Below are 24146 nucleotides of genomic sequence, written 5' to 3'. Positions count from 1 at the left end.
TCCTACTCCTCTATCACCGTTACAAGTTTCTTTGCCGAATTGTTATCTTTCAAGCTCGGCTTCGCGTAGTTGATACAGGCCCCGACAAAGTCGCGGAACAACGGATGAGGTTGCGTCGGACGGCTTTTCAATTCAGGGTGAAATTGAACGGCCAGAAACCAAGGGTGGTCTGGCAACTCAATTATCTCAACCAAATCCCCTCCGGGCCATATGCCTGTGAAACGCAATCCCTTTTGATCCAACTGCTCACGAAAGCGATTGTTCACCTCGAATCGATGGCGGTGCCGCTCCGTAATTGCATCCGCTCCAAATGCCGCGTGCGCAAGCGACCCCCTTTGCAGGAAGCAAGGATAACTGCCGAGCCTCATCGTGGCACCTTTTTGCTTCATGCCGCGCTGCTCCGGCAAGAGATCTATGACCGGATACTTTGTCGTCGGCGCGAACTCTGTCGAATGTGCGCGGCGCATACCGCAGACATTTCGGGCAAACTCAATTACAGCGGCCTGCATCCCCAGACAGATTCCAAAAAACGGGATCTTATTGATCCGAGCATATTGGACAGAAAGCACTTTCCCTTCAATGCCGCGTTCGCCAAATCCGCCGGGAATCAAAAGACCTGAGCACCCGGCCATCAACTTCTCCGCATCTCCAGTCTCAAATTCTTCAGCTTCGACCCACTGGAGATCAACGTGCACACCGTGATGCGCACCGGCATGCACGAACGATTCAATAATGGATTTATACGAATCGCGTACTTCAACGTACTTCCCCGCAATCGCGATCTTAACATGCCCGCTCGGGTGCTTAATCTTCCTAACCACCGACTGCCAATGTGAGAAGTCGGGCTCCTTGGCGCGCAGACCCAAACTGTCCAACAGTCGCCGACCGAGACCTTCACGCTCCAAAATCAGCGGCAGCTCGTAAACCGTGTCCACGTCAGGAACGTCGAAGACATCGTCCTTTCCAACATTACAAAAGAGAGCGATCTTCTCTTTGACCTTGCGATCCAGCGGCCTGTCCGTGCGACAGAGCAGGAAGTCGGGTTGAACGCCGATCTCCCGCAACTCTTTGACGGAGTGCTGCGTCGGCTTGGTCTTTACTTCCTGAGCAGTCTGGATGAACGGCACAAGCGTCAGGTGAATGTAGACGCAGTTCTTGTGGCCAAGCTCCAAACCGAATTGGCGAATGGCTTCGATATACGGCAGACTTTCAATATCGCCCACCGTTCCGCCAACTTCAACAAGCACGACATCATAGGGTTTCGAACTGCGCGCCACAGCCAGCATGCGTTCGATAATTTCGCCGGTGATATGCGGAATCACCTGTACGGTCGCACCGAGGTAGTCGCCTCTGCGCTCCTTGGAAATCACCGTATGATAGATTTGGCCGGTCGTCGCGTTGTTAGCGCGGGACATGTCTTCATCAATGAAGCGCTCGTAGTGCCCCAAATCAAGATCAGTTTCCGCTCCATCTTCTGTCACGTAGACTTCGCCATGCTGAAACGGATTCATTGTTCCCGGATCAACATTGATGTAGGGGTCCAGCTTCATCATGGAAACTTTCAGTCCGCGTGCCTTGAGCAACCTGCCGATCGATGCTGAGGCAATGCCTTTGCCGAGGGACGAGACGACTCCGCCCGTTATGAAGACGTACTTAGTGTGACTTCTCTTACGCAAGACTTTTGACGGCGACATAATCAATGAGGATTTCTATGAACGAGGCGGATGAGGTCTTCGGGGGTATCGATTCCTGCTGAATTACTCTGAACGGAGACAGTATGAATAGTGTAACCGGATTCCAGCCATCGAAGCTGCTCGAGTGACTCGACTCTTTCGAGAGGAGAGGGACGCAGGGAGATTAGCTTGTTTAAAACATCCCGCTGAAATCCATAGATACCGAGATGTCTGAAGTGAACCGTTGTTTCCAGCCTGTTGCGAACGAAGGGCACCATCGAGCGACTGAAGTACAGGGCACGTCCATCTTCCGCCAAGACGGCCTTGACCACGTGCGCGCTGTCTAATTCACTGATCACTTCGAGAGAATGAGGAACAACTGCGGTACCGATAGTTACACCCGGACTCCTCATCAGATTGGCGACTGCCGACACGACTTGCGGTTCGATCGCCGGCTCATCCCCCTGCACATTCAAAACAAGATCGTAGCCGACAAAGTGCTGCGCCGCAGCAGCAACTCGATCTGTGCCGGACGGCAATGACGAGTCAGTCATCACTGATTCGCCTCCAAACGCGCGACAGGCATCCATGATTCGGCTATCGTCTGTCGCAACGACCACATGGTCGACACCGCTGGCCGCGCGGCAGCGTTCCCAGACGTGTTGTACCATCGGCTTGTCGTGCAGCAATGCCAGCGGCTTGCCGGGGAACCTCGTTGCGCCGTAACGTGCCGGAATAACTGCCAAGACCCTGCTCATTTGCCGAGCACGCGGGGGAGGCGAAAGAACTCCTCGGTGCGGTCAGGGGCATCCCGTAACGCAAGCTCACGAGGCAAGCACTCGTGAGGAGTATCATCCTCTAACAAATGCCCCCCCTCGCCGGCATGGTCCATCGGCTCAACCTCAGACGTATCAACCTCCTGAAGCTGGTCAAAGTATGCCAGCATCGCATTCAGGTCTTTTTCTAACCCAAGAAGCTCCTCTTCGGACAACCGAAGGCGTGCCAGTTTTGCCAAATGCTCGAGCTGAGAGTGGGTAATAGACATTGCGCTAATTCAGAAAAAACAAAGAGATTGATAAGGCTGGTGCAATCTTATCAAGTTAGCGCAAAATCACCCAAAAGTCAAGGGAGCCGCTATGCAGCAGGTGCCTCTGCAATGTGGCCAAATTGAAGGCGATAAAGTCGATGATAAATGCCGCCGATTCCCAGCAGCTCTTCATGCGTCCCCTGTTCCCGCAGACGGCCATGATGCATTACAAGAATACGGTTGCAGCTTTGAATCGTGGACAATCTATGTGCGATGATGATCGACGTGCGGCCCTCCAGCACGCGACGGATAGCCTGTTGGATGAGCTGCTCAGTTTCCGTATCGATAGAAGCGGTCGCTTCGTCGAGGATCAGGAGCTCCGGTCTCCGGAGCAACGCTCGAGCAAATGCCAATAGTTGTCTCTGTCCCGTTGAAAGTGTGGCACCGCGCTCAACCATCGGCTCTTGATAAGCATTCGGGAGCTTCTCAATGAAGCGATTGGCGTATGCCAAACGAGCGGACTCAACAACGTCTTCGTCTGTGGCATCAGGTTTGCCGTATCTGATATTGTCTGCAACAGTTCCTGCAAATATGAACACGTCCTGAAGGACAATGCCAAGCTTAGCCCGAAGCTCTGCCAGAGGATAGTCCCTGATGTCCCGTCCGTGAATCAGTATCACCCCTCGCTGCACGTCGTAGAAGCGCTGCAAAAGCGAGATGATGGTCGTCTTGCCCGCGCCAGTCGCCCCGACCACCGCAATAGATTCACTTTCTTTCACGACGAAACTTAGATCCTGCAGCACCCACTCCTCGTCCTTATAGGCAAACCACACATTGCGAAACTCAATAAAATGAGATTGCCTTGAAAGCTCGGATGCTATCGGCAAGGAGCTGCTGTCCGACACTTCGATCGGCTCATCAAGCACTTGAAAGACCCGCTCGGACGCCGCCATTGCCGCCTGAAGAATGTTGTACTTTTCGGCAAGGTCCCGTACGGGGCGGTAGAACCGCTCAACATACTGCAGGAACGCCACAAGTGTGCCGACTGTAACAGTTCCCGAAATCATCATAGTCCCCCCACCCCAAATGATCACTCCCACAGCAAGCGCCGAGATTAGTTCGACACCGGGGAAAAACAGCGCGTAGAAGAAGATCGTCTTCAGGTATGTCTCTTTGAGAGCAACGTTTTGCTCCTGAAAACGGTTAAAATTGTGCTGCTCCCGTCCAAAAAGTTGAACAACGCGCATGCCTGTGATGTTCTCTTGCAGATAGCTGTTCAGAGATGAGATCTGAGACCGAGTTTGCCGGTAGAGGTCGCGGACAACTTTGCGGAAAGCAAACGTCACAATCAGCAAGAGCGGAACTACAGCAAGGGTGATCAGAGCGAGTTTCCAGTTGATCACAAACATCACGACTGTGATACCGATGAGTGTGAACACATCTCCAAAAATCGCCACCATGCCGGAGCCAAAGAGTTCGTAGAGCGCTTGGACATCAGAGGTAAGCCTGGTCATCAAACGACCCACCGGATTCCGGTCAAAGTATGGCACCGACAACCGCTGCAGTTTATCGAAGACATCGCGACGCATACGATACATGATCAGCTGCCCGGCCTCGCCCGTCAGGTAAACCTGACTCCAGCGCAGGGCGCCTGCCACGGCAGCCACAAAGACAAACAGGATGACGATCTTCAGCAGCCCGGGGACATCGGCATTCGCGATATACTTGTCAATCGCAATTTTGGACAGCCAGGGACCTGCAAGTTCGGCTGCGGCTCCCAATAACAGCAACAAGACTGCAAGAAACAGTTTTCCCTTCTGATCGCCGACGTAACCCCAGAGTCTGCGCACAAGCACCGAGTCGTAGGCCTTCCCCATAACATCGCGATCTTCCGCCATTGACTTCCTCGGCTCACTCACGTCGTCAACTCCAATTCCTCTTCCAACCGCTGACGGCGTTCCATGTCTGCATAATAACCGTTTGAGGATAGTAGTTCCGCGTGCGTCCCTCTTTCCACAATGACACCGCCATCAAGGACGTAGATCTGGTCGGCGTCCCGAACAGTTGAGATGCGATGCGATATCAAGAGCGATGTGCGGTTCCTCATGAACTCGCGCAACCCCGAGAGAATCTCTTCCTCGGTGTGGGTATCGACGGCAGACAAGGCGTCATCGAGGATGAGAATCAATGGATCACGCACCAGCGCTCGCGCTAACGCCAAGCGGCCTTTTTGTCCACCTGACAAGGTTACTCCGCGCTCACCGACCATTGTTTCGTAGCCTTTGACGAAAGTTTCGACGTCCTTGTCAATCCGTGACACTCGCGCGGAAGCCATGGCTTGCTCGAATGTTGCCGACGGATTTCCAAAAACGAGATTGTTGAAAACGGTCTCCGAAAACAGGAACGCGTCTTGAGGCACCATGGCAACCATTTTCCTCAAATCGGCCAAGTCCCACTCTGTCGTCGGGATTCCATCAATCAGCACGCGACCTTCCGATGGATCAATAAGACGCGGGATCAAGTTGATCAGTGTGGTCTTTCCTGCCCCTGTCGCCCCGACAAACGCCACCGTCTGCCCTGACTCAATTGTGAAATTGATGTCCTTCAGCACGGACTCGCTTGAACCGTAAGAGAGACTTACATGATCAAATTGAATTGCACCGCGACGCAACTTCGGAACTTTGACAATCGATGGTGAAGCAATATCTGGTTTCGTATCCAGCAACTCCTGAATTCGCTTCATGGACGCCGCTCCCCTCTGAAGCAGGTTGGCAACCCAGCCGACTGCGATCATCGGCCACGCCAGCATACCCAAATACCCCACGAAGGCGACAAAATCACCAAGAGTCATTTCGCCGCGGATGATTCCGTAGCCACCGACGAGCAGTATTGCCGCCGCTCCCAGTTCGAAGAGGAATCCCATCAGCGGAAAGAACAGCGCCTGAACACGTGTCATCGCAAGATTTCGCTGCACGTATTCCCGATTCAATTCGTCGAACTTTCGAATCTCCTGATCTTCCTGCGAAAAAGCGCGAACTACACGTGCGCCGGAAAGATTTTCTTGAGCCTGATCAGAAAGTCTGGAGTACTGTTCCTGAATAGCAGTCGTCAGGCGATGTGTCACTTTGCCGAGTTTGAACACCGACCAACTGACCAGCGGCATGATCAGAAGGGTCAACAGAGTCAATTTCGGTGAAATCATGATCATCAGAATCAAGGAGAAAACTGCAGTCAGCGTCGTGTCGATAGGATACATGAATCCCGGCCCCAATACATTCCTAACGCTGTCCAGATCATTCGTCATGCGCGCCATCAAGTCGCCGGTCCTATGGCGTGTATAAAACAGCATCGATTGGGACTGCAAGTGTGCGAAGACCTTGTCCCGCAAATCCTGCTCTACGCGACGAGACATGCCAATCAGTAGCATGCGCATATAATAGCGAAACACGCCGCCAACCAAAGCTGTCCCCACGAATAGACCTGCGTACAAAGCAAGCTTGCCGGAGGTGATTCCGACTTTTAAATCGTCAACTGCGAGTTTCAGAATCCAGGGAGCGAGGGCACCGATACCGGTCGAGAGAAGCGCAGCGGCACAGCCCCACGCAATCTGTGTCCGGTAGACGCGCAAGTACGGCAGGAGACCAAGCAGAGATTTCACTTCCGGAACCTCTCCTCACCAGAAAAGACAAAGCCTCCGGCGCAAACCGGAGGCGTCGCAACTTTCTGCTCGCTCTGTCGAAATCGGAGCTTAGCTCGTTGCTTTAGGTTTCTCAATCAAGTCGTCTTTCTTCTTCATCAAGACTTCAGCCGTGCTGTTATATATGACAAAGTCGGACTTTGCGCCTGTCTTGCGGATGTAATACTGCTTGTCATCGCGCTTGACCAACTTCAGTTCAATCCTGCTGCCATCCTGCAATTCCACATTCAAGCTACATTCGGGATTTGCAAACGTCGCCTCGCTCAGGGTATCGGCAAACTCAACCGTGCTCATCCGAGAAAGCAACCGCGTTATTCGCTCAATTTGAGGTTTTGACGCTTCAAACGCGCTGCCGTTCTCCGTTGCCGTCCACGCGGTATCACTCTTCACGAGCACAAGTTGTGTAGTAGGATAGGTGATGGTGACTTTGCTCACACTGTCCATCGCAAACGTAGTGATCGTCTTGTCTCGCCAATCGGCAGCAGGTCGCCGGAATGAGGAAGTGTGATTGCCGCCTATCTCCCATACGGACTTGTCGCCCTCGACTCGAGCATAACTGGTCTGAAACGTCGGGCCGGGTTTGCCAAGGTGAAGCACTTGTTCCTTACCGTTACTCGTTACCGTCAAGTGGACTGCGTTGTCTCCGGCAACCTCAAACTCTTCGTAACGGTCGGGCTTGTCCGTGATCATTGCTTTCTTGCTCATTTGGGCGAAGCGGGCCAGCGCTCGCCCCACATTCTGCTCGTTCGCCGGATAGGGATTCGCGCCCCAGACTTTCCACCCATCCCCCTCCTTTCGCAACTCGACGGTATCTTGTGCGGAGATGATCTTAAGGTACGTCACTGCCGCGCTATCCGCCTGAATGATCGGGACATTCGTTTTCGCAATTGGCTCCTTCGAGCTTACAAACCAGTAGATGCCCAGCAATCCGGCCAGCACCACAATCAGAAGGAGACCTCGGTTCATAGCGTCACCTCTTTCCGATTACGGCGGCGATTCCATCGCCAAACGCCGATCAATAGCACAAGTGCCGGCGGACCGATCAGATTCGCCAGCTTCACCCGCTGTTTTGTCTCATCCGTGATGTTCGGATCCAGCGGACGAACGGCGGCTTCACGAGACCGAATTGCAAGCAAGTCTGTATCCTGAGAAAGCCAGTCGATCATATTGAGGAACAATACGAGATTCGGTCCGCCCTGCTGCATATATTGTCCCTGAAGGAAATTGCCATCCCCGACAACAACCATGCGGGCATTGGAGCTTTCCGTTAAAATGTTTAGTGCAGGAGCCATCGAGACTCCATCTGCCGGCGCGGGAACACTTCTGCCTCTGAAATAAGAGGGGAACGTTCCCTGCAACGCGACGCTCAGCATCTTCTTACCGCCGGAGAACTGCGCTCGTTCGCGCCTCGTGTCCGGCGAAATGTCGAACTGCCCGACCTGAAGCATCGTGAACTCTGAAGACCACATCAGCGGCACGGTTTCGACCGAACCTTCAGAAGGCGCGACGGTATCTACGGAACTCGGGAAGAACAGGGTAGCTGTGCTCAAGCCTTTCGTGATCGGACTCTTGTCATTGAAGTTGACAACTTCAGGGAACGCGGGATAGCGCACCAGATTTGTCATGATAAACATGCCCTGCTGACGCTGGATGTTGATCATCGCGCCATTGGCATCCAAAACGAGATTGTTTGCAATGGTGAACCCGTAGCGGCGTGTCCAATCGTCAATATCAAGTGGAATGTCGGACGCTTGCGAGGCGGAGGCATCGCCATTCACTTTGTTGATAAACCATCCAACGCTGCCGCCGCGCATGATAAACTGATCGATGACAAACTTTGTCCAGTCGTCAAACGGCTCCTTTGGTTGAACGACGCACAGGACGTTGACATCCTCCGGGATCAACTCGGCTCCCGACTTTGTGCTGATCGGAACAACTTCAAAATGTTTGGACAGACCAGTCGAGATCGTGCGCAACGCATCACTTAGCTCCGGTGACCCGAAGCCCGTCAAGAAACCAACCTTCGGCAATTTCTCTGCTACCAGCCGCTTAATTGTCGAAGTCATTTCGTATTCGAAATTCTCGACGGATTGCACGAGCGGGATAGTTTCGTGCTTGTCCCCGTAGATCAGCACAAGGCCCATATAAACGCGCTTCAACTGCAGCGCGTCTTTCTCCATGACGTTCACCTGCGCCGGCTGCACTCGATACTGCTGAGCTTCCTTTTCAAGCTCAGCTTCATCCGCCGGATCAACAAACTCGTAATGGAAATTGCCGCGACCATAGGTGCGATAGTCTTCCAGAATATCGCGCACGTACCGTGAGTTTGCATTGTACGGCGGCGGCAGATCCTTGGTAAAGTACGCCTTCACGGTCAGTCGGTCCTGAAGGCCGCCGACCACGCGACGCGACGCGTCGCTCAATGTGTAGATGGATTGCTCGGTCAGGTCGGCACGGGCAAACAGCCTCATACCGATCAAGTTCACCACAACAAGAATTGCAGCGATGACCAGCAAAGTGGATACATTTCCGATTGACCAGGTTTTTTTCATTTCAACGCAGTTCCGACGGCTTGCGGTTTGTGGTTGAAGAGTTGCAAATCAATACTTGTAGCTAATCCCCGCGACGGCGAGAGAGAGAGTGGCTTGCCATTAACAGGCCAAAGAAGATCACCGACAGAAAATACAGTACGTTGCGGCTGTCTATAACGCCACGGGCGATATTCTGAAAGTGGTACTCTATGCCGAGATATTCAAAGATTCCGGCAATGCCGCTCGGCAAAAAGAAGAGAATCTTGTCGGCAATGAAGAAGAAAAAGGAGATGAAGAGTGCGAGAATGAAGGCGATGATCTGATTGTCAGTGACCGACGAGGCAAATACCCCGATTGCGAGGTAGGCGGCAGCCATTAGAATCAGCCCTACATAGCCAGCAAATGCCTGACCGACATCCATGTTCCCCAAGCTATTCACGGTAATCGCATAGATTATCGTAAACAGCAACAGCACACCCAGCAGCGCGAGCGCGGCAAAGTACTTGCCCAGTACAATCTCCGAATCGCGAATCGGGTAGGTATAGAGCAATTCGATCGTCCCGGTCTTCTTTTCATCGGCCAGGAGCTTCATGGAAATCGCGGGAATAAAGAACACGAATAGCAGGGGAATAATGCCCCACAGCGTTCTTAAATCGGCCTGATTGGCCAAAAACAAATTGCTCGTAAAGAAATAGCCCGTGATGGTCAGAAAGAACATCAGCACGATATACGCGACCGGCGAATCGAAGTATGACTTGAATTCCCTGCGGGCGATGACCATAATGTTGTGCATGATCAAGGTGCGGTTTAGTTTTCGATTGCTTAGGCTGCCGTCAGCTTGTGGAAGACTTCTTCGAGGCTCTGGGTTTCCGGAATCATCTCGAGCACAACCCATTGTTCACGGACAGCGAGCTTGAAGACCTCTTCACGAATGTCCGCGTTCGGAGCACTCTCCACCCGAAGTCGGGTCTCGCCGGACTTTCCGGTCGGCACAGGACGAACCTCTTCGACGACGGGAAGCGACTTCAGTTTATTTGCAGCGCCGTCCGCGCTACCTTTCAGCGTCAGCATCAATACTGTCCTGCCGGACAATCCAGCCTGCAAACCGTCCGGCGTGTTGTCTGCAACAAGCCTGCCCCCGCTGATGATAATCACTCGGGAGCAGGTCGCTTGCACCTCAGAGAGTATGTGCGTGGACAGGATGATGGTCTTTTCCCGTCCCAATTCTTTGATGAGCGCTCTGATCTCCACGATCTGATTGGGATCGAGTCCTGCAGTAGGCTCATCAAGAATCAGGTATTGCGGATCGTGAATAATCGCCTGTGCCAATCCAACACGCTGGCGATATCCTTTGGACAGCTGTCCGACGTCTTTACTTAGAACACTGTCCAATCCGCAACGCGCGATGACACCCTTGATGCGATCGCGCCGACGCTCGGGCGGAATTCGTCGAAGGGCACATACGTACTGAAGATAGTCCAATACGTTCATGTCCTGATAGACAGGCGCCATTTCCGGCAAATACCCAATCTTCTCCCGAATCGCGAGAGAATGGTCCTCCATGGATTGCCCATCCACGGTTATGGCGCCGGATGTCGGAGGCATGAATCCGGTAATCATGCGCATCGTCGTGGTCTTGCCCGCGCCATTTGGCCCCAAGAACCCAAGTATTTGGCCCTTAGGGACCTGCAGCGATACGCCGTCCACAGCCTTGACGCCGCTGTAGGATTTCGTCACATCCTGAAGTTCAATCATGGATTACGAAAACAGTTGCTTAGAGGTGAATTATATAGCAGTTACGCCCCAATATACGCAATCGAGGCAAGCAAGGTTCCCAGTTTGCAGATAACATAAGATATTAATTTATAATTTCTTATGCAACAAGGTAGGTTTCTTAGGAGGAAAATTTACAGTTGAGTGAGGTCCACGCGAACCTCGAACACGGGGTCGCGAGGTTCAAAGACAATATCCGTCTGATATGTCGGCAGAGTTGGATGGCGGAGTTCGAGAGAGTGTTTACCCAATGGAAGAAAGAGCACTCTGGAGGACGGTGTCTTGAAGATGAATTGCCCGTCGACATACACATCTGCCCACGGCTGAACAGAAACCACTCGCACGCGTCCCAAGTAATCATGCAACCTGACTGAGATGTGCAGAGTGTCTCCAGCTTTCAGTTCCAACTGCTGAGAGACAGGTAGCCCTATTTCGTCATTCAAGAAAAGGAACGTTCCGCGACCCGATGGAAGCTCGATCGGTGCGGCAAGCGGCGTCGTACCAAGCAAAGAGTCGCCATAGAACACCCGCGCCCAAGGATTGCTGGTGATAGTGGCAAAGGCAGGCCTTGCAGCTTCCGTCACGACCGGTTTGGGGGGCTTGGCAATCGTCGTTTCCACTGGGATCGCACGAAACTCAGGACGAGGCTCTTCACGCGTTGGATCCTGCGGTGGAGAGGATATTGAGTCCGGCGTGGAAACCTTCCCCGCTACGGCTGTATCCTGAGAAACACTTATCGGCGGCCTCTCAGTAATCATCTGACTACTTCGAAATGTTAGTGCCCAGATTCCTGCGAGGATGAGCACCAGCGCTCCAGCTCCAATGAAGGCCCAATAGCGCGAATGACGGCCTGCTTTCAAAAGAATCTCATTGGCCGGGCGCGTCCAATCTGTGCCGGCCATAAAACTAATCAGTGCGCTCTGATCGGCCGGAGGCTCAGGGGACTGCACGAAGAGCCGCCTCCGCGCTTCACCGGCACTTTCTGGCCTGCGCGTCGGGTCGCGCTCCAGCAACGCATCCATCAGTGGTCGAACTGCCGGAGGTATCACTGAACCGAGAACTGTCAAGTCCGGGGAGCGATACTTCATGACACTTTGAAACGCTTCTCCAAGACTCTCACCGGGAATCAACCGTTGGCCTGTCAACATCTCAAAGAACACCGCACCGCACGTAAACAAGTCTGTCTGAGCGCTGGTTTCCCCTCCCAGCGCCTGTTCCGGCGCCATGTACGAGGGAGTACCCACAACCGCGCCTTCCATCGTTACACCGGGCAAATCCTGTAGACTCGCTAAGCCGAAATCTGTGATCTTTACGACTCCGGTGCGCGCAATGAGGATATTGTCCGGTTTCAGGTCGCGGTGAATGATCCCTTGTGCATGCGCCTGTTCAAGACCCGCGAGAACGTCCGTAGTTATTCGCAGAGCGATCGAGAACGGAAGGGCGCCACGACGCTTGAGCAGACTGCCAAGAGTTTCACCTTCCACAAACTCCAGCAACAGCGAGAGCGCATCCTCATCCGACTGAATATCATAGATCTGCACTACGTTCGGGTGGGAAAGCCGCGCAATCGCCCGTGCTTCTCGCTCAAAACGAATCCGCAGATCGGCATCTCGCGCAAACTGCGGATGAATTGACTTAACCAGGACTTTACGGTCGAGGCTGTTGTCCCATGCCTCCCAAACCGTGGCGACACCGCTTCGGGAGAGTTCTCGGACAAGCTTCAGACGCTCTTCTAACATCTTACCGGGCTATCGGGTAACGAGCCAACCCTTAGTTGCCCCCATCTTTCCATTCTGCAAGCTTATAGTGCAGCCATCTCAAGGAGACGCCAAGTGCCGCCGCGGTTTTCGTCTTGTTCCCGCCCATTTCTTCAAGTGTGCGCAACACGTATTCGCGTTCGTGTTCGCGGAGCGAGCGGGAGCCGCCAGGCGCCTTAATCACCCGCGGAATGATCAACTCTTCAGGAGAAATGTCTCGATCACCCGCCAGCACGATCGCGCGTTCCACCGCATTCTCAAGTTCACGGACATTGCCGGGCCAATGGTAGCTGGCAAGCATTCGCATCGCTTCGTGCATAATTTTCTTCTCTTGCGTACCGGTCTTCACCGCATATTTGTGAAGGAAATGCCTCACCAATACAGGCAAATCGCCATCCCTATCGCGGAGAGGAGGCATGTTAATCGTAATGACATTTAGGCGATAAAACAGATCTTCACGGAAATTCCCCTTCTCCACTTCTTTCGCCAACGGCTTATTTGTGGCGGAAATCACGCGCACATTCACTCTGCGTGTTTCCGTATCCCCCACTCTGCGAAACTCGCCGTCCTGCAGGAATCGCAGAAGCTTTGACTGAATCGAAGCCGGAATATCGGCAATCTCGTCGAGAAAGAACGTCCCGCCGTCAGCAATTTCGAGCAAACCCTTTTTGTCAGACACCGCACCTGTAAATGCTCCCCGCTTGTGGCCGAACAACTCGCTTTCGAGCAAAGTCTCTGACAAGTTCCCGCAAAACTGGGCCATGAAAGCTCGATCTCGGCGCGGGCCATTGTAGTGCAGGGCGCGGGCAACAAGTTCTTTGCCGGTCCCCGACTCTCCTTCGAGCAAGACCGATATGTCCGCGTGAATGATCTTATTCAACAACTCAAAGACTTCCTGCATCTTTGGGCTGTTGCCGATGATTTCCTTAAACTGATAGGTCCGCTGAACTTCACTGCGGAGTTGGTAATTCTCATCCCGCAGACTGCCCATCAAACGCGCATTCTCAATTGCGATCGCGCACAGATTGGAAAACGCCTTCAGAAAAGCAAGGGACTCATCCGTAAAACCTTCGCGGTTCTTCCGGCTGTCGAGATAAATTGCCCCGACGATCTTGCCGCGCAGCACAAAAGGTACGGCCATCACCGCACGGATTTGGTGGAAGATCACCGACTCCGCTCCTGCAAATCGAGGATCGGTTTGCGCGTCAACTGTCAACACACCCTGCTGCGATTCAATTGCACCGGTTACGATCGAGCTGCTGATCTCGGTCACGGACAAAGCTGCCTCCGGCGCAATATTTCTTGCCGTTCTGACCGACAACTTATTGCCTTCACCCTCTTCGCGCAGCACAAGAAAACCGCGCTCCGCGGCGACCGTTTGCAAAGCAATATCCATGATCCGCTCGAGCAGGGAATCGATATCCCATATCGTGTTTAGCACCTGTGAGATATCGTAGAGCGCCTGCAGCTGTTCGCGCTGCAGCGCCGGATGTGACGCCAATCCCGCGGGACCGGGAAGTCGTGCTGAACTTTCCATGAGAGTAGTTAGTAAGGTTACCTGCCGCTTATGGGCCGGTACAACTGTCTGTGCAAATGTTGAAGTACTTGAATGTCTTGGGTTCCGAGCCTGCGCTGTTACCGAGCTGGTCGTAAATGAAAAGTCGCCATCCGTAGAATACGAGCGGGTTATTGTCTGCGGGTTCAAAGCGTGGATCCACGTGCCTGAACGTATCGGCAATTGCGATGTTGCTAATCGTAATCTGCGGAATCTCGACGATATTCGCGTAATAAAATCTCAACTCGTAGTTGCGCGGCTGACCCTGACCGTTCCAGCGAATCCACGAGAAATCGAGATAGTCAGGACAGACGCATTCAAGATCACGCGGCCAATTTGTGGTGGGATAGTCCACGAAGAGGTTCGGGAAGGTCAAGGAACGTTGCGCGACCGCACCGGAGTCGTCTATCGCGGTGACAAGAACATTGCTTCCCACGTATGTTTCCGCCGCTGAATCAAGTTCCGTTTCGCGCCGCTTCAATTGCCAGAATTGTCCAGTGGCATCATAGGCAAGTTTGCCGAATCGCCGGCCATTGATGGAAGCAATGACTGAGTCAATATTGAGGTTTCCATCCGCATCACTGATGGCAGCCTTGATAATCACTCCGCAGTCATCGTCAATCGGCAGATTGATGCACTCCGTATTCACGATCAAAGTGTCAATTTTCGGCTGACGGTTTGCCATCGGCGGTTCCACATAACGGTCTGACTGCGGGTCATAGGGATTTGAACGTTCCGGCGTCCAGCCGCAGCTCGAAATCAATCCTGTGATTATCGCTATTGCGAACAACGTTTTCATACTTTGAAGGTATCAACAATTTGCGTGCAAGTCAACTATCTGTGCACATGATTTGCACGATGGCCGAGCAAAAAAAGCGGATCGTCAGGAAACCCAACGATCCGCATAAACACTATCGGAACAGCTACTTAATAAGGACTAATCGCTGGCTCCCCAAGACTCTCCCATCAAACTCCGCTTGAGCCAGATACATCCCTGATGCCAGGGATTCACCGTTAAAATGCACGTTTTGCAAGCCGGGCTGGTAGACAGCTATCTCGCGCTGCTGGACCACACGACCCAAGATGTCCCATACGATGACACGAAGAATCCCCGGCCTTGCAACCTCGATTGGCAAAACCGTTGCTGGATTGAACGGATTCGGATAGGCCGCCAGCAAACGTGAACTTTCGACTATTCCGGGCAGTGGATCAGCGGATGACGTACTCTGGTCATAATAGCCGTGCCCGATATCCCAACGCGTAAGATCAGGGTCCTGACCGCGTTGCGGGTCCCCGCGATCGATACACGGAGAAGCCTGCGTCAAACCAAAGAACCTGCGAATATCATCGCTGCTGTTCCAGTTCCGCCAGTCTCCGATCATTGCAAACAACGGATTAACAGTCCAGACCGAATCCCCTTCCCGAATATTGGGATTGTTATTGAGATGGTAGAATTCGTCCGCTGCGCCGGGCACAGTATCGCCAGTGATGTCGTCCAAACTCGGTTCATCGATCGCCCACTTGATCACATAGTCCGCATCTATCTGGCCCACGCCGCTGGTGTTAAAATACACATCGCGCTCGCTACCCAAAACTGCAGTGCTGGAATTCACAAGTATGTGAGCAGTACGTGACACAAAATAGCACGTCGAGATATAGCCGCCGCTTCCCCTTACAGCAAGCGTTGACTTGGTGACTTCGAGGTCCCCGTCTACTTCATTGACGATTCCGAGCGCCGTCTCTGTCGTGCTTTCGGAATAAATCACAAACTGATGCATTCTCCAAATCTGCGCTCCTGCGGTCGGGCGATTCAGGAATCGCGCGCCCACAACGATAAACGGAGCGATTACCACGATGTCGTTTTCCGACAAGCAGATGTTTGTGGACTGATCCACTAACAACCCGGTGGTCATAGACAACGGATCGTGTGGTTCACCCGGATTTGCTCCAGCCACACTTGCCTTGATGAAGTTTCCGCGAAAAATGTTGCCTGGCGCATATTCACAGTCCGGCGAGATCTGTCCATGCAGCGCTGACAGCTCGACAACTTTAGAGGCCAGTCCGTGCGTCGTGAAATGATTGTCAAGTGCAGACAGCTCGCCGCCGTTTACCCGCAGACAGCCGTTATTCGCGCTGACATCGCAATTCTCAATCGTCAATTTCGAGCCGGCCATGCCGTTCACTTCAATTGCCTGTCGTGCCAACCCGGCCTGTGGCGAGAAATGCACGTATTGCAATACGTTGTTGACCGGACTGCCGGAGAAGCGCATCCCGCGCCAACCATTCACGCAGTAGATGATCACAGGGTCATCGGCGACCCCGCGAATGACGAGGCGTCCCTGAACCTCAAAGCGTCCCAACCCTTCAAAGAACGCTCGAACACCGGGTTCAATTGCAAGCTCTTCGCCTTGAGGGACATATGCTCCGGATGCAACGACGACTGAGTCACCGCCACTCCATTTACCGCTTACTGGGCCTGCAGGAACATACATCACCCCTGCCGAAGCCACGGAGGCTAAGGCAACAAACACCAGCACCCGAAAAGTGGTTACCAACTGCATGGTCATCCTACTTGAAGAACGGAGTGATTTGGGGTTAACCTTCTGTTCCTAATCGATCTACAACGACCCGCGAAAGGTTATAAAACTTCGTAATGTGTGCTTCACACGCCATCAAACACAATATATTGCTCAAGAGAGGACTTGTCAATTGCTCCTGACACATTTCTTGAGAATCACAGGTGCCGATGGTTTCACTTACTTGCAAGTAATTTAAGCACTTCCTCTGGATCTGGGAAACGGTGCTCTTTGAACTTGGAGAAAAGGAGGCGTCCGTCTCTTCTTATCTCGAACGCACCGCCTCCTGACTTGATAAGTTCTGGGGCAGGAAATCCTTGTTTCTGAACAAATTCGGCCAAACTGACCGCCTTGGGACCGTAGTTTCAAACTACACAGTACTCAATTGACCAATTCATCTCTAATACTCTGTTAATTCAATATTTCCTAACCAATCTTGCCAATGATAAATCGCGCAGGTCGCTCTTCCGTTACGCGCATCAACCCAGCGACAATTTCTTCGCACCTCAATTCTTGAGTCTCGCCTGCAACAAGACCTCGACCAAGCAGAACATCTGTGAAATCGATGTGTCTCTCGGCAAGCTCATTGCGCAAGGCGTTGACATAGATTTGGAGTGATGCCCTGCTTGCCGCATACGCAACAGACACTGCACTCTCGTCACTCTCTGTTACTCTCGATATCGTCACAACGTGGCCACGGCCCAGTCGCTGAAACATGGGCAATGCGAGCTGAAAACAATTCACGAACCCGAAGAAATTCACTCCCATCACACGAGCCAATTCTGACTCACTGACTTCCACCGCACGCTCATTGGAAACTGCTCCTACGTTGTAAATCATGCGATCCAAACGCACAGACCACTTGCCTAAACGCATAAAAGCGGTCAAAACGGATTCCGACTCTGTCACGTCCGCTTCAATCACAGCGCACTCCACCCCGCGATGCTCCAGTCGCTCTCTGAAGCCATTGAGCATCGCAGCATCACGGGACAACAAGGCAATTCTTTCGCCACGGGCACCAAGTTCCCGGCCAACTTCGACTAAATCGCCTGACGCGCCAACGATTAGCGTTGTTGCCGGATAGTCCGTTAGAGATTCCAACTAAATCCCGCCCGCCACTCTGTGCGGTCCTGCGCGCGGCTTTTCTTGACTTCCGCGATTTGTGCGATCACATTCAGGTTCGGCAGAATCTCGTAGCGGGCACTCAAGATCAACTCCTCGCTTCGCTCAAAGAGGCCCGCGAGAAACGGGAATTCCTTGTCATTGCCGGCGTAATTGGGTGCGTCAATCGATCCGCCGACGTTTTCTGTTTCAGTGTTTGCGCCGTGATTCTGACGCGAGTATGTCAACGAACAGAAAAACGGATAAAAGCTTCCACCAAGCCGCGCAGTCATAAACTCACTATTCGGTTCGCGCGTGAAGCCAAGTGGAGAAGTCCAGTGCGAATATGTGTTCACGTCGAAGAAGTGCGAATATACAAACGGGCGAATCTTGGTATACTCGAACCGAGCGTCAAAGTGATTCCAGAAGTTGCTCGGGATCATTCCATGCACTCCAAGAGTATAGGCATTCTTGCTGTTCCCCGTGCCGGAGAAGAGATCTCCAACCAAAACGTCGTCGAGCAGCAGCTCACCATAGAGCTTAAGCCCTGGAATCGGCCGCCACTTGCCATCCAGTGCCAGCAACAGATTGTCCTTGTCGTCATTCGAGTGCTGTACGCTGTAGAGAAAGTTCAGCGGAGTCAGATATCCCAACTGCAGACCACGATCGCCGTATACGACCGACTGCGAAAATCCCAGCAGGACATTGTCACGAGGCGTAACTTCGATTCGCTGTGCGGACAGATACTTCTCTGCACCCAACGTGCGCGGCCGACCGTCCGGATTCACGTATAAACTGTCTCCGGTCTGCATGGAGTGTAGGAAGCCGTGCAGGAATGTGTAGCTTACTCGTGAGACATTCAAGTCGAATCGTGCGTAATCGAATGGAGGAGCGAAGTCATTCAGCAGCAATCCTCCGAAGTAACTTGGCCCCCATCTATGTCGCCCCCGACCCGCAGAAACAGAGAGATGCCTGCCATAGTACTGTAGCATCGATTCCGAGACGTCGTACGACGTACTGCTGTTACCCTTCAGATCTGCGGCGGCCCAACGATCCTCGTAGAGTCGTTCCCGCGAATCATACGGACCATTCCCCGATTCCGTGTGATCGCGAAAATCCACGAAGCCGTAAAGCCGTCGGCCATATCCGGCCGTCACACGAAAGCCGCCGGTGAATCGTGAAACTTTGCCTCGCTCATCGTCAGTTTCAATGATCTCAAGGCCATAGACGGGCTGAAAGCTGAAGGCGACGGAATCCTCGGGAGCTACATAGGTGTATGTGTGGGTGCCATCTTCGAATAACACTCCCAGAACGCGCGGCCACTTGGGATATTGGTGACTCGTCGTATCTGTGAATTCCGGCAGGGCATAGCCACCACGCGCGATCCGCAGGTGCGAATTCAACTCCCACGCAAAGCGCCCGACTTCCCTTGTCAGTTTCTCTTCGTCGTCATAGGAACCACTGTCACTGACGAAGCCAATCAAGTCAGACCCTGAAGACCCGAGGACGGAATAGGGTCGCGTCGACGATTGGATTCGAATCTTTCCCGAAGTCTCCCTTCTCTCCATGAATTCGTACCAAGGGTGGCTTGACAATGGAAATCCAGCCAGAGGGCCACTCGCCTCGGCCGAGATGACAATCGAGCACAGGGCAAACACCAGAATTAGCTGTCTCATATCCCGAATCTACCCATTCCGTGCTCCAATTTCAACCACCATCTAACAAAAGAGCCTCCCGCTGGGAGGCTCTTACTACTTTTGAAGCAAGTTTCAATGGGAATGATCTGTGTGCATGACTTTCTTCATCATGGCCGCACGCTCTTCTGCGCTTGCTTTCAGGACATGTTGGGCACAGCCGCCACAGCAGGCGCCCATGCACATCCCGTCGGCAATCACCCTGGGAGTCTCGGCCTTGACTTCAAACGTCTGACCGCATGCGCAGGTCGCCATTTTCTTTCCGTCCTTGATCATCTCGTTGGACATCAGATGCTCCGAAGTCAGCACTGCCTTCTGGAGTCCCGGCATTTCCCCCGCTTTTGTCTCCTCGTCCATCGCTTCAATTTTCGCCTTGCAGCCTTCGCCACAAAGATAGTATGTCCCACCGTTAAAGCTAAAAGACGGTGACTTCTCAGTAACGTCAAAGTTCGATCCACAGGCGCACAAAGCGGTCTTCTGGCCGTCATGCAGCGACACGACGTTATTAGCCACATGCAGAGTGCCCAATTGGACATCGTCGGCTGCAGGCTTAACTATCGCATGGTCGTGACCTTCACCTGCCAGCGCGGGAAGTGCAACAACGGTCAGCGCAAGCATCAGAATCAAAAGCTTCTTCATCATACCCTCTCTACGTTTATTCTGCTCTGGCAACCTCTCTAAATACCTCATTTGCTTTAGGGATGTTCCAGAACCGCCGTAATTTACTGATTTCTATAGTTTTTGTCAAGCGATATTGCTACAGGGCAGAATTGGACATTTAATTTACATGGGTTTACGGCAGCAAACAAAAAGCCTCGCAGCAAGTGCTGCGAGGCTTCAAGAAAATTCCCGCTGATGCCCTACTCTCCCAGCCAGTTGCCCAGCAAGTACCATCGGCGAAGAAAGGCTTAACGACTCTGTTCGGAATGGGAAGAGGTGTGGCCCTTTCTCTATGACCAGCGGAAAAAAACGTTGACAATTGGAAGGATGCAACTTCGTCGGAAGCCGATTTCTCAAGCATTCCGAGGTCTGCGATTCTCAGTGGAAGCTTCGGGAAGCGGTTGGCTTCCGAAGACAATTTAATTGATTAAGCCGAACGATCTATTAGTACTACTCGGCTGAACACATTACTGCGCTTACACCTGTAGCCTATCAACCTTGTCATCTTCAAGGGATCTTCAGGGAATCCTAATCTTGGAGTCGGTTTCACACTTAGATGCTTTCAGCGTTTATCCGATCCGAACCTAGCTACCCAGCGCTGCAGCTGGCGCCACAACTGGTACACCAGAGGTTCGTCCATACCGGTCCTCTCGTACTAAGTACAGCACTCCTCAAGATTCCTACGCCCACGGCGGATAGGGACCGAACTGTCTCACGACGTTCTGAACCCAGCTCGCGTGCCACTTTAATTGGCGAACAGCCAAACCCTTGGGACCTTCTCCAGCCCCAGGATGTGACGAGCCGACATCGAGGTGCCAAACCGCCGCGTCGATGTGAACTCTTGGCGGCGATAAGCCTGTTATCCCCGGGGTACCTTTTGTCCGATGAGCGACGGCATTTCCATTCACTACCGCCGGATCACTAAGCCCTAGTTTCCTACCTGCTTGACTTGTATGTCTTGCAGTCAAGCTCCCTTATGCCTTTGCACTCTATGCACGATTGCCGACCGTGCTGAGGGAACCTTTGGGCGCCTCCGTTACATTTTGGGAGGCGACCGCCCCAGTCAAACTACCCGCCTGACAGTGTCTCTGGCTTGGCCTAGGTTAGACATCCAACAGCGAAAGGGTGGTATTTCAACGTTGGCTCCACCGACGCTAGCGCGCCAGCTTCAAAGCCTCCCACCTATCCTACACATCCGAAGCTAGATGTCAGTGTCAGGGTATAGTAAAGGTCCACGGGGTCTCTCCGTCCTGCCGCGGGAACCCAGTATCTTCACTGAGATTGCAATTTCGTCGAGTCCAAGTTAGAGACAGCGCCCAGATCGTTACACCATTCGTGCAGGTCGGAACTTACCCGACAAGGAATTTCGCTACCTTAGGACCGTTATAGTTACGGCCGCCGTTTACTGGGGCTTCGGTTCACTGCTGCCGGCTTGCGCCATGACAGATCCCCTTAACCTTCCAGCACCGGGCAGGTGTCAGACCCTATACGTCGTCTTACGACTTCGCAGAGTCCTGTGTTTTTGGTAAACAGTCGCCTGGGCCTCTTCACTGCGGCCCGCTTGCGCGGGCACTCCTTCTTCCGAAGTTACGGAGTTAGTTGGCCGAGTTCCTTTAACTTGGTTCTCTCGAGCACCTGAGGATACTCTCCTCGCCCACCTGAGTCGGTTTCGGGTACGGTCGCCTCAATTCTCCTTAGAGGTTTTTCCTGGCAGCATGATTAGGGACACTTTGTGGGCTGAGCCCTCGTATTCGGCTTTCAGCCTTGGCCTGCGGATTTGCCTACAGACCAGCCTACGACCTTGAACCGGGATATCCAACACCCGGCTGTCCTTTCACTCCTGCGTCACCCCATCGTACAAACGAACTTTTGGCGGTCCATGAATATTAACATGGTTTCCATCGTCTTCGCCTATCGGCTACGACTTAGGGACCGACTAACCCTGGGAAGATTAACTTTACCCAGGAACCCTTGGGCTTACGGTGAACAGGTTTCTCACCTGTTTTCTCACTACTCATTCTGGCATAATCTCTTCCAGGACCTCCACGGCAGTTCACACGGCCGCTTCGTCGGCAACTGGAATGCTCCCCTACCGATCAATAAATTGATCCCGCAATTTCGGCGGATACCTTGAGTCCCGTGGATTTTCAGCGCAGATCTACTCGACCAGTGAGCTATTACGCACTCTTTAAATGGTGGCTGCCTCTAAGCCAACATCCTGGTTGTTTTTGCGGACCCACCTCTTTAATCACTTAGGTATCACTTGGGGGCCTTAATTGGCGGTCTGGGTTCTTCCCCTCTCGCCCATACAGCTTATCCCACATAGGCTGACTCCCAGGATTCAACTAGCTGGCATTCGGAGTTTGGTAGGGGACGGTACCGTGGTGACGGCCCTAACCCTTCCAGTGCTCTACCTCCAGTAGTCACAGATCCTGAGGCTATACCTCAATATATTTCGGGGAGTACGAGCTATCTCCGAGTTTGTTTGGCCTTTCACCCCTACGCACAGCTCATCCAATGGGTTTTCAACCCCAAATAGTTCGGACCTCCATCAGGTGTTACCCTGACTTCATCCTGGCCATGCGTAGCTCACTCGGCTTCGCGTCTACCGCCACTGACTCTTCGCCCTATTAAGACTCGCTTTCGCTGCGGCTCCGTGTCTGAGACACTTAACCTTGCCAGTGACGAGTAACTCGCCAGACCATTATGCAAAAGGTACGCAGTCACTCCTTGCGGAGCTCCTACAGCTTGTAAGCGTTAGGTTTCAGGTACTATTTCACTCCCCTCCCGGGGTGCTTTTCACCTTTCCCTCACGGTACTGGTTCACTATCGGTCACAAGAGAGTATTTAGCCTTGGATGATGGTCCACCCAACTTCAAACAGGGTTTCACGTGCCCCGCCCTACTCGGGAACATTGACAAGAGACTAATAAATTTCGCCTACGGGAGTTTCACCCTCTACGCTCTGACTTCCCAGACAGTTCGACTATTTATTAGCTTGGTAACTCTTTCAGACTGATTGTGCAGTCCTGTCACGTCCCATGACCCCCACGCTGCAACGCCACAACGCTTTCACACAACGCGGGTTTAGGCTCTTTCCATTTCGCTCGCCGCTACTTTGGAAATCTCGGTTGATTTCTTTTCCACCAGGTACTTAGATGTTTCAGTTCCCTGGGTTGGCGCATATGCGATCAGGCATGACCCTGATCAGGTTTCCCCATTCGGACATCGCCGGGTCTAAGGATGTTTGCTCCTCTCCGACGCTTATCGCAGCTTACCACGTCCTTCATCGCCTTCTTGTGCCAAGGCATCCACCTAACGCCCTTAGTAGCTTAATCAAAATCCTTTTAGAGCTTTGTATTGCCGTTGAATGCCAACCGCTACCCAAAACTTCCGGATTTGAATCGCTATCCTCGGTTTAGATTATGCTCGAGAAAACGTACTTCTCAACGAAGTTACATTTTTCCTTCCAATTGTCAAAGATCGAATGACTACCCTTGCGCAGGGTAGGAACTCACCGGCTTCATTATCCACCGGAGGATGTTGACCGGAATCACTTCCGGCTCTCCATTCTAACGACGCGCTACTCGGCAGGAGTGGTTGTCGCGACGGAGACTTAAGCAAAGAACAAAAAATTGATGCCGCCCCACAGCATTGTGGAGCGTATCGGGATCGAACCGATGACCTCCGGCTTGCAAAGCCGGCGCTCTCCCAGCTGAGCTAACGCCCCAAGTCCGACTCAGTCAAGCCCGCGCATGAGTGGGCCTGACAAGATTTGAACTTGTGACCTCACGGTTATCAGCCGTGCGCTCTAACCAACTGAGCTACAGGCCCGAACAAAAGTGAACGACGGAGAACGACCTTGACCGGCCAATTGCCGATCAAGGTGCAGCTATACTAAAGCTGCTTTGTCCGTCTTCAAAATTCTAATAGGAAATGTGCGATCTGAGAGGTTCCGCCACGGAGTCTAAAAGGCCTTCGACCATATCCGTCTGCCACAACTGCGAACGGGTTCGAAAACGCGTTCGGCGAGCAGATTGGATTCTCCTTAGAAAGGAGGTGATCCAGCCGCACCTTCCGATACGGCTACCTTGTTACGACTT

General features: G+C 52.8%; 17 protein-coding genes, 2 tRNA genes and 3 rRNA genes. All 22 read right to left on the bottom strand.

Going from position 1 to position 24146, the window contains the following annotated elements; translation table 11 throughout:
- Positions 1–2: 2 nt before the first annotated feature.
- Positions 3–1694, bottom strand: a complete 1692-nt coding sequence (locus KJZ99_11640; GenBank protein ID MCL4306554.1) for a CTP synthase — start codon at positions 1692–1694, stop codon at positions 3–5.
- 2 nt (positions 1695–1696) lie between these two features.
- Positions 1697–2431 (bottom strand): 3-deoxy-manno-octulosonate cytidylyltransferase, encoded by a 735-nt coding sequence (kdsB, locus tag KJZ99_11635; protein ID MCL4306553.1) that lies wholly within the window; start codon positions 2429–2431, stop codon positions 1697–1699.
- Positions 2428–2718 carry an Asp-tRNA(Asn)/Glu-tRNA(Gln) amidotransferase subunit GatC gene (gene gatC, locus KJZ99_11630; GenBank protein ID MCL4306552.1) on the bottom strand — a complete coding sequence of 97 codons (291 nt, stop codon included), beginning with the start codon at positions 2716–2718 and terminating at the stop codon, positions 2428–2430. The genes kdsB and gatC overlap by 4 nt, the downstream gene beginning before the upstream one ends.
- A gap of 89 nt (positions 2719–2807) precedes the next feature.
- The gene (locus KJZ99_11625; GenBank protein MCL4306551.1) at positions 2808–4598 is read right to left on the bottom strand and encodes an ABC transporter ATP-binding protein/permease; all 1791 of its coding nucleotides are present in this window, start codon (positions 4596–4598) and stop codon (positions 2808–2810) included.
- Positions 4599–4615: 17 nt separating this feature from the next.
- Complete coding sequence (locus tag KJZ99_11620) at positions 4616–6358, bottom strand: ABC transporter ATP-binding protein/permease (GenBank protein ID MCL4306550.1); 1743 nt, start codon at positions 6356–6358, stop codon at positions 4616–4618.
- Positions 6359–6448: 90 nt separating this feature from the next.
- A complete protein-coding gene (locus KJZ99_11615; protein MCL4306549.1) occupies positions 6449–7363 on the bottom strand; it encodes a DUF4340 domain-containing protein in 915 nt (304 codons plus the stop codon).
- Positions 7360–8949, bottom strand: a complete 1590-nt coding sequence (locus KJZ99_11610; GenBank protein ID MCL4306548.1) for a Gldg family protein — start codon at positions 8947–8949, stop codon at positions 7360–7362. Before KJZ99_11610 ends, KJZ99_11615 begins: the two co-directional genes overlap by 4 nt.
- 61 nt (positions 8950–9010) lie before the next feature.
- The gene (locus tag KJZ99_11605; protein MCL4306547.1) at positions 9011–9721 is read right to left on the bottom strand and encodes an ABC transporter permease subunit; all 711 of its coding nucleotides are present in this window, start codon (positions 9719–9721) and stop codon (positions 9011–9013) included.
- A 29-nt stretch (positions 9722–9750) separates the two neighbouring features.
- Positions 9751–10683, bottom strand: a complete 933-nt coding sequence (locus KJZ99_11600) for an ATP-binding cassette domain-containing protein (protein MCL4306546.1) — start codon at positions 10681–10683, stop codon at positions 9751–9753.
- 152 nt (positions 10684–10835) lie between these two features.
- A complete protein-coding gene (locus tag KJZ99_11595; GenBank protein ID MCL4306545.1) occupies positions 10836–12440 on the bottom strand; it encodes a protein kinase in 1605 nt (534 codons plus the stop codon).
- A gap of 31 nt (positions 12441–12471) precedes the next feature.
- The gene (locus KJZ99_11590) at positions 12472–13995 is read right to left on the bottom strand and encodes a sigma 54-interacting transcriptional regulator (protein MCL4306544.1); all 1524 of its coding nucleotides are present in this window, start codon (positions 13993–13995) and stop codon (positions 12472–12474) included.
- A gap of 28 nt (positions 13996–14023) precedes the next feature.
- On the bottom strand, positions 14024–14812 hold the full coding sequence (locus KJZ99_11585) for a hypothetical protein (GenBank protein ID MCL4306543.1): 789 nt from the start codon (positions 14810–14812) through the stop codon (positions 14024–14026).
- A 124-nt stretch (positions 14813–14936) separates the two neighbouring features.
- Complete coding sequence (locus tag KJZ99_11580) at positions 14937–16574, bottom strand: T9SS type A sorting domain-containing protein (protein ID MCL4306542.1); 1638 nt, start codon at positions 16572–16574, stop codon at positions 14937–14939.
- 191 nt (positions 16575–16765) lie between these two features.
- Positions 16766–16930 (bottom strand): hypothetical protein, encoded by a 165-nt coding sequence (locus tag KJZ99_11575; protein MCL4306541.1) that lies wholly within the window; start codon positions 16928–16930, stop codon positions 16766–16768.
- 85 nt (positions 16931–17015) lie between these two features.
- Complete coding sequence (locus KJZ99_11570) at positions 17016–17690, bottom strand: SDR family NAD(P)-dependent oxidoreductase (GenBank protein ID MCL4306540.1); 675 nt, start codon at positions 17688–17690, stop codon at positions 17016–17018.
- The gene (locus tag KJZ99_11565; GenBank protein ID MCL4306539.1) at positions 17678–19366 is read right to left on the bottom strand and encodes a hypothetical protein; all 1689 of its coding nucleotides are present in this window, start codon (positions 19364–19366) and stop codon (positions 17678–17680) included. Before KJZ99_11565 ends, KJZ99_11570 begins: the two co-directional genes overlap by 13 nt.
- 93 nt (positions 19367–19459) lie before the next feature.
- Positions 19460–20026, bottom strand: a complete 567-nt coding sequence (locus KJZ99_11560; GenBank protein ID MCL4306538.1) for a hypothetical protein — start codon at positions 20024–20026, stop codon at positions 19460–19462.
- A 205-nt stretch (positions 20027–20231) separates the two neighbouring features.
- Positions 20232–20348, bottom strand: a 5S ribosomal RNA gene (gene rrf, locus KJZ99_11555).
- Positions 20349–20467: 119 nt separating this feature from the next.
- Positions 20468–23381: ribosomal RNA gene (locus KJZ99_11550) — 23S ribosomal RNA — on the bottom strand.
- Between the two features lie 319 nt (positions 23382–23700).
- Positions 23701–23773 (bottom strand) — tRNA-Ala (locus KJZ99_11545).
- A gap of 30 nt (positions 23774–23803) precedes the next feature.
- Positions 23804–23877: transfer RNA gene (locus KJZ99_11540), tRNA-Ile, on the bottom strand.
- A 218-nt stretch (positions 23878–24095) separates the two neighbouring features.
- A 16S ribosomal RNA gene (locus tag KJZ99_11535) occupies positions 24096–24146 on the bottom strand; the annotation flags it as partial.

It is taken from the genome of bacterium, assembly GCA_023382385.1.
In the GTDB taxonomy this organism is placed as follows: Bacteria; Electryoneota; RPQS01; order RPQS01; family RPQS01; genus JABWCQ01.
This window is presented reverse-complemented; position numbering and strand designations above follow the sequence as displayed.

What these genes read in the sequence shown, in the direction of transcription:
- KJZ99_11640 (MCL4306554.1), bottom strand. Translation starts at nt 1,694, where the DNA reads ATGTCGCCGTCAAAAGTCTTGCGTAAGAGAAGTCACACTAAGTACGTC.
- kdsB (MCL4306553.1), bottom strand. Translation starts at nt 2,431, where the DNA reads ATGAGCAGGGTCTTGGCAGTTATTCCGGCACGTTACGGCGCAACGAGG.
- gatC (MCL4306552.1), bottom strand. Translation starts at nt 2,718, where the DNA reads ATGTCTATTACCCACTCTCAGCTCGAGCATTTGGCAAAACTGGCACGC.
- KJZ99_11625 (MCL4306551.1), bottom strand. Translation starts at nt 4,598, where the DNA reads ATGGCGGAAGATCGCGATGTTATGGGGAAGGCCTACGACTCGGTGCTT.
- KJZ99_11615 (MCL4306549.1), bottom strand. Translation starts at nt 7,363, where the DNA reads ATGAACCGAGGTCTCCTTCTGATTGTGGTGCTGGCCGGATTGCTGGGC.
- KJZ99_11610 (MCL4306548.1), bottom strand. Translation starts at nt 8,949, where the DNA reads ATGAAAAAAACCTGGTCAATCGGAAATGTATCCACTTTGCTGGTCATC.
- KJZ99_11605 (MCL4306547.1), bottom strand. Translation starts at nt 9,721, where the DNA reads ATGCACAACATTATGGTCATCGCCCGCAGGGAATTCAAGTCATACTTC.
- KJZ99_11600 (MCL4306546.1), bottom strand. Translation starts at nt 10,683, where the DNA reads ATGATTGAACTTCAGGATGTGACGAAATCCTACAGCGGCGTCAAGGCT.
- KJZ99_11595 (MCL4306545.1), bottom strand. Translation starts at nt 12,440, where the DNA reads ATGTTAGAAGAGCGTCTGAAGCTTGTCCGAGAACTCTCCCGAAGCGGT.
- KJZ99_11590 (MCL4306544.1), bottom strand. Translation starts at nt 13,995, where the DNA reads ATGGAAAGTTCAGCACGACTTCCCGGTCCCGCGGGATTGGCGTCACAT.
- KJZ99_11585 (MCL4306543.1), bottom strand. Translation starts at nt 14,812, where the DNA reads ATGAAAACGTTGTTCGCAATAGCGATAATCACAGGATTGATTTCGAGC.
- KJZ99_11580 (MCL4306542.1), bottom strand. Translation starts at nt 16,574, where the DNA reads ATGCAGTTGGTAACCACTTTTCGGGTGCTGGTGTTTGTTGCCTTAGCC.
- KJZ99_11565 (MCL4306539.1), bottom strand. Translation starts at nt 19,366, where the DNA reads ATGAGACAGCTAATTCTGGTGTTTGCCCTGTGCTCGATTGTCATCTCG.
- KJZ99_11560 (MCL4306538.1), bottom strand. Translation starts at nt 20,026, where the DNA reads ATGATGAAGAAGCTTTTGATTCTGATGCTTGCGCTGACCGTTGTTGCA.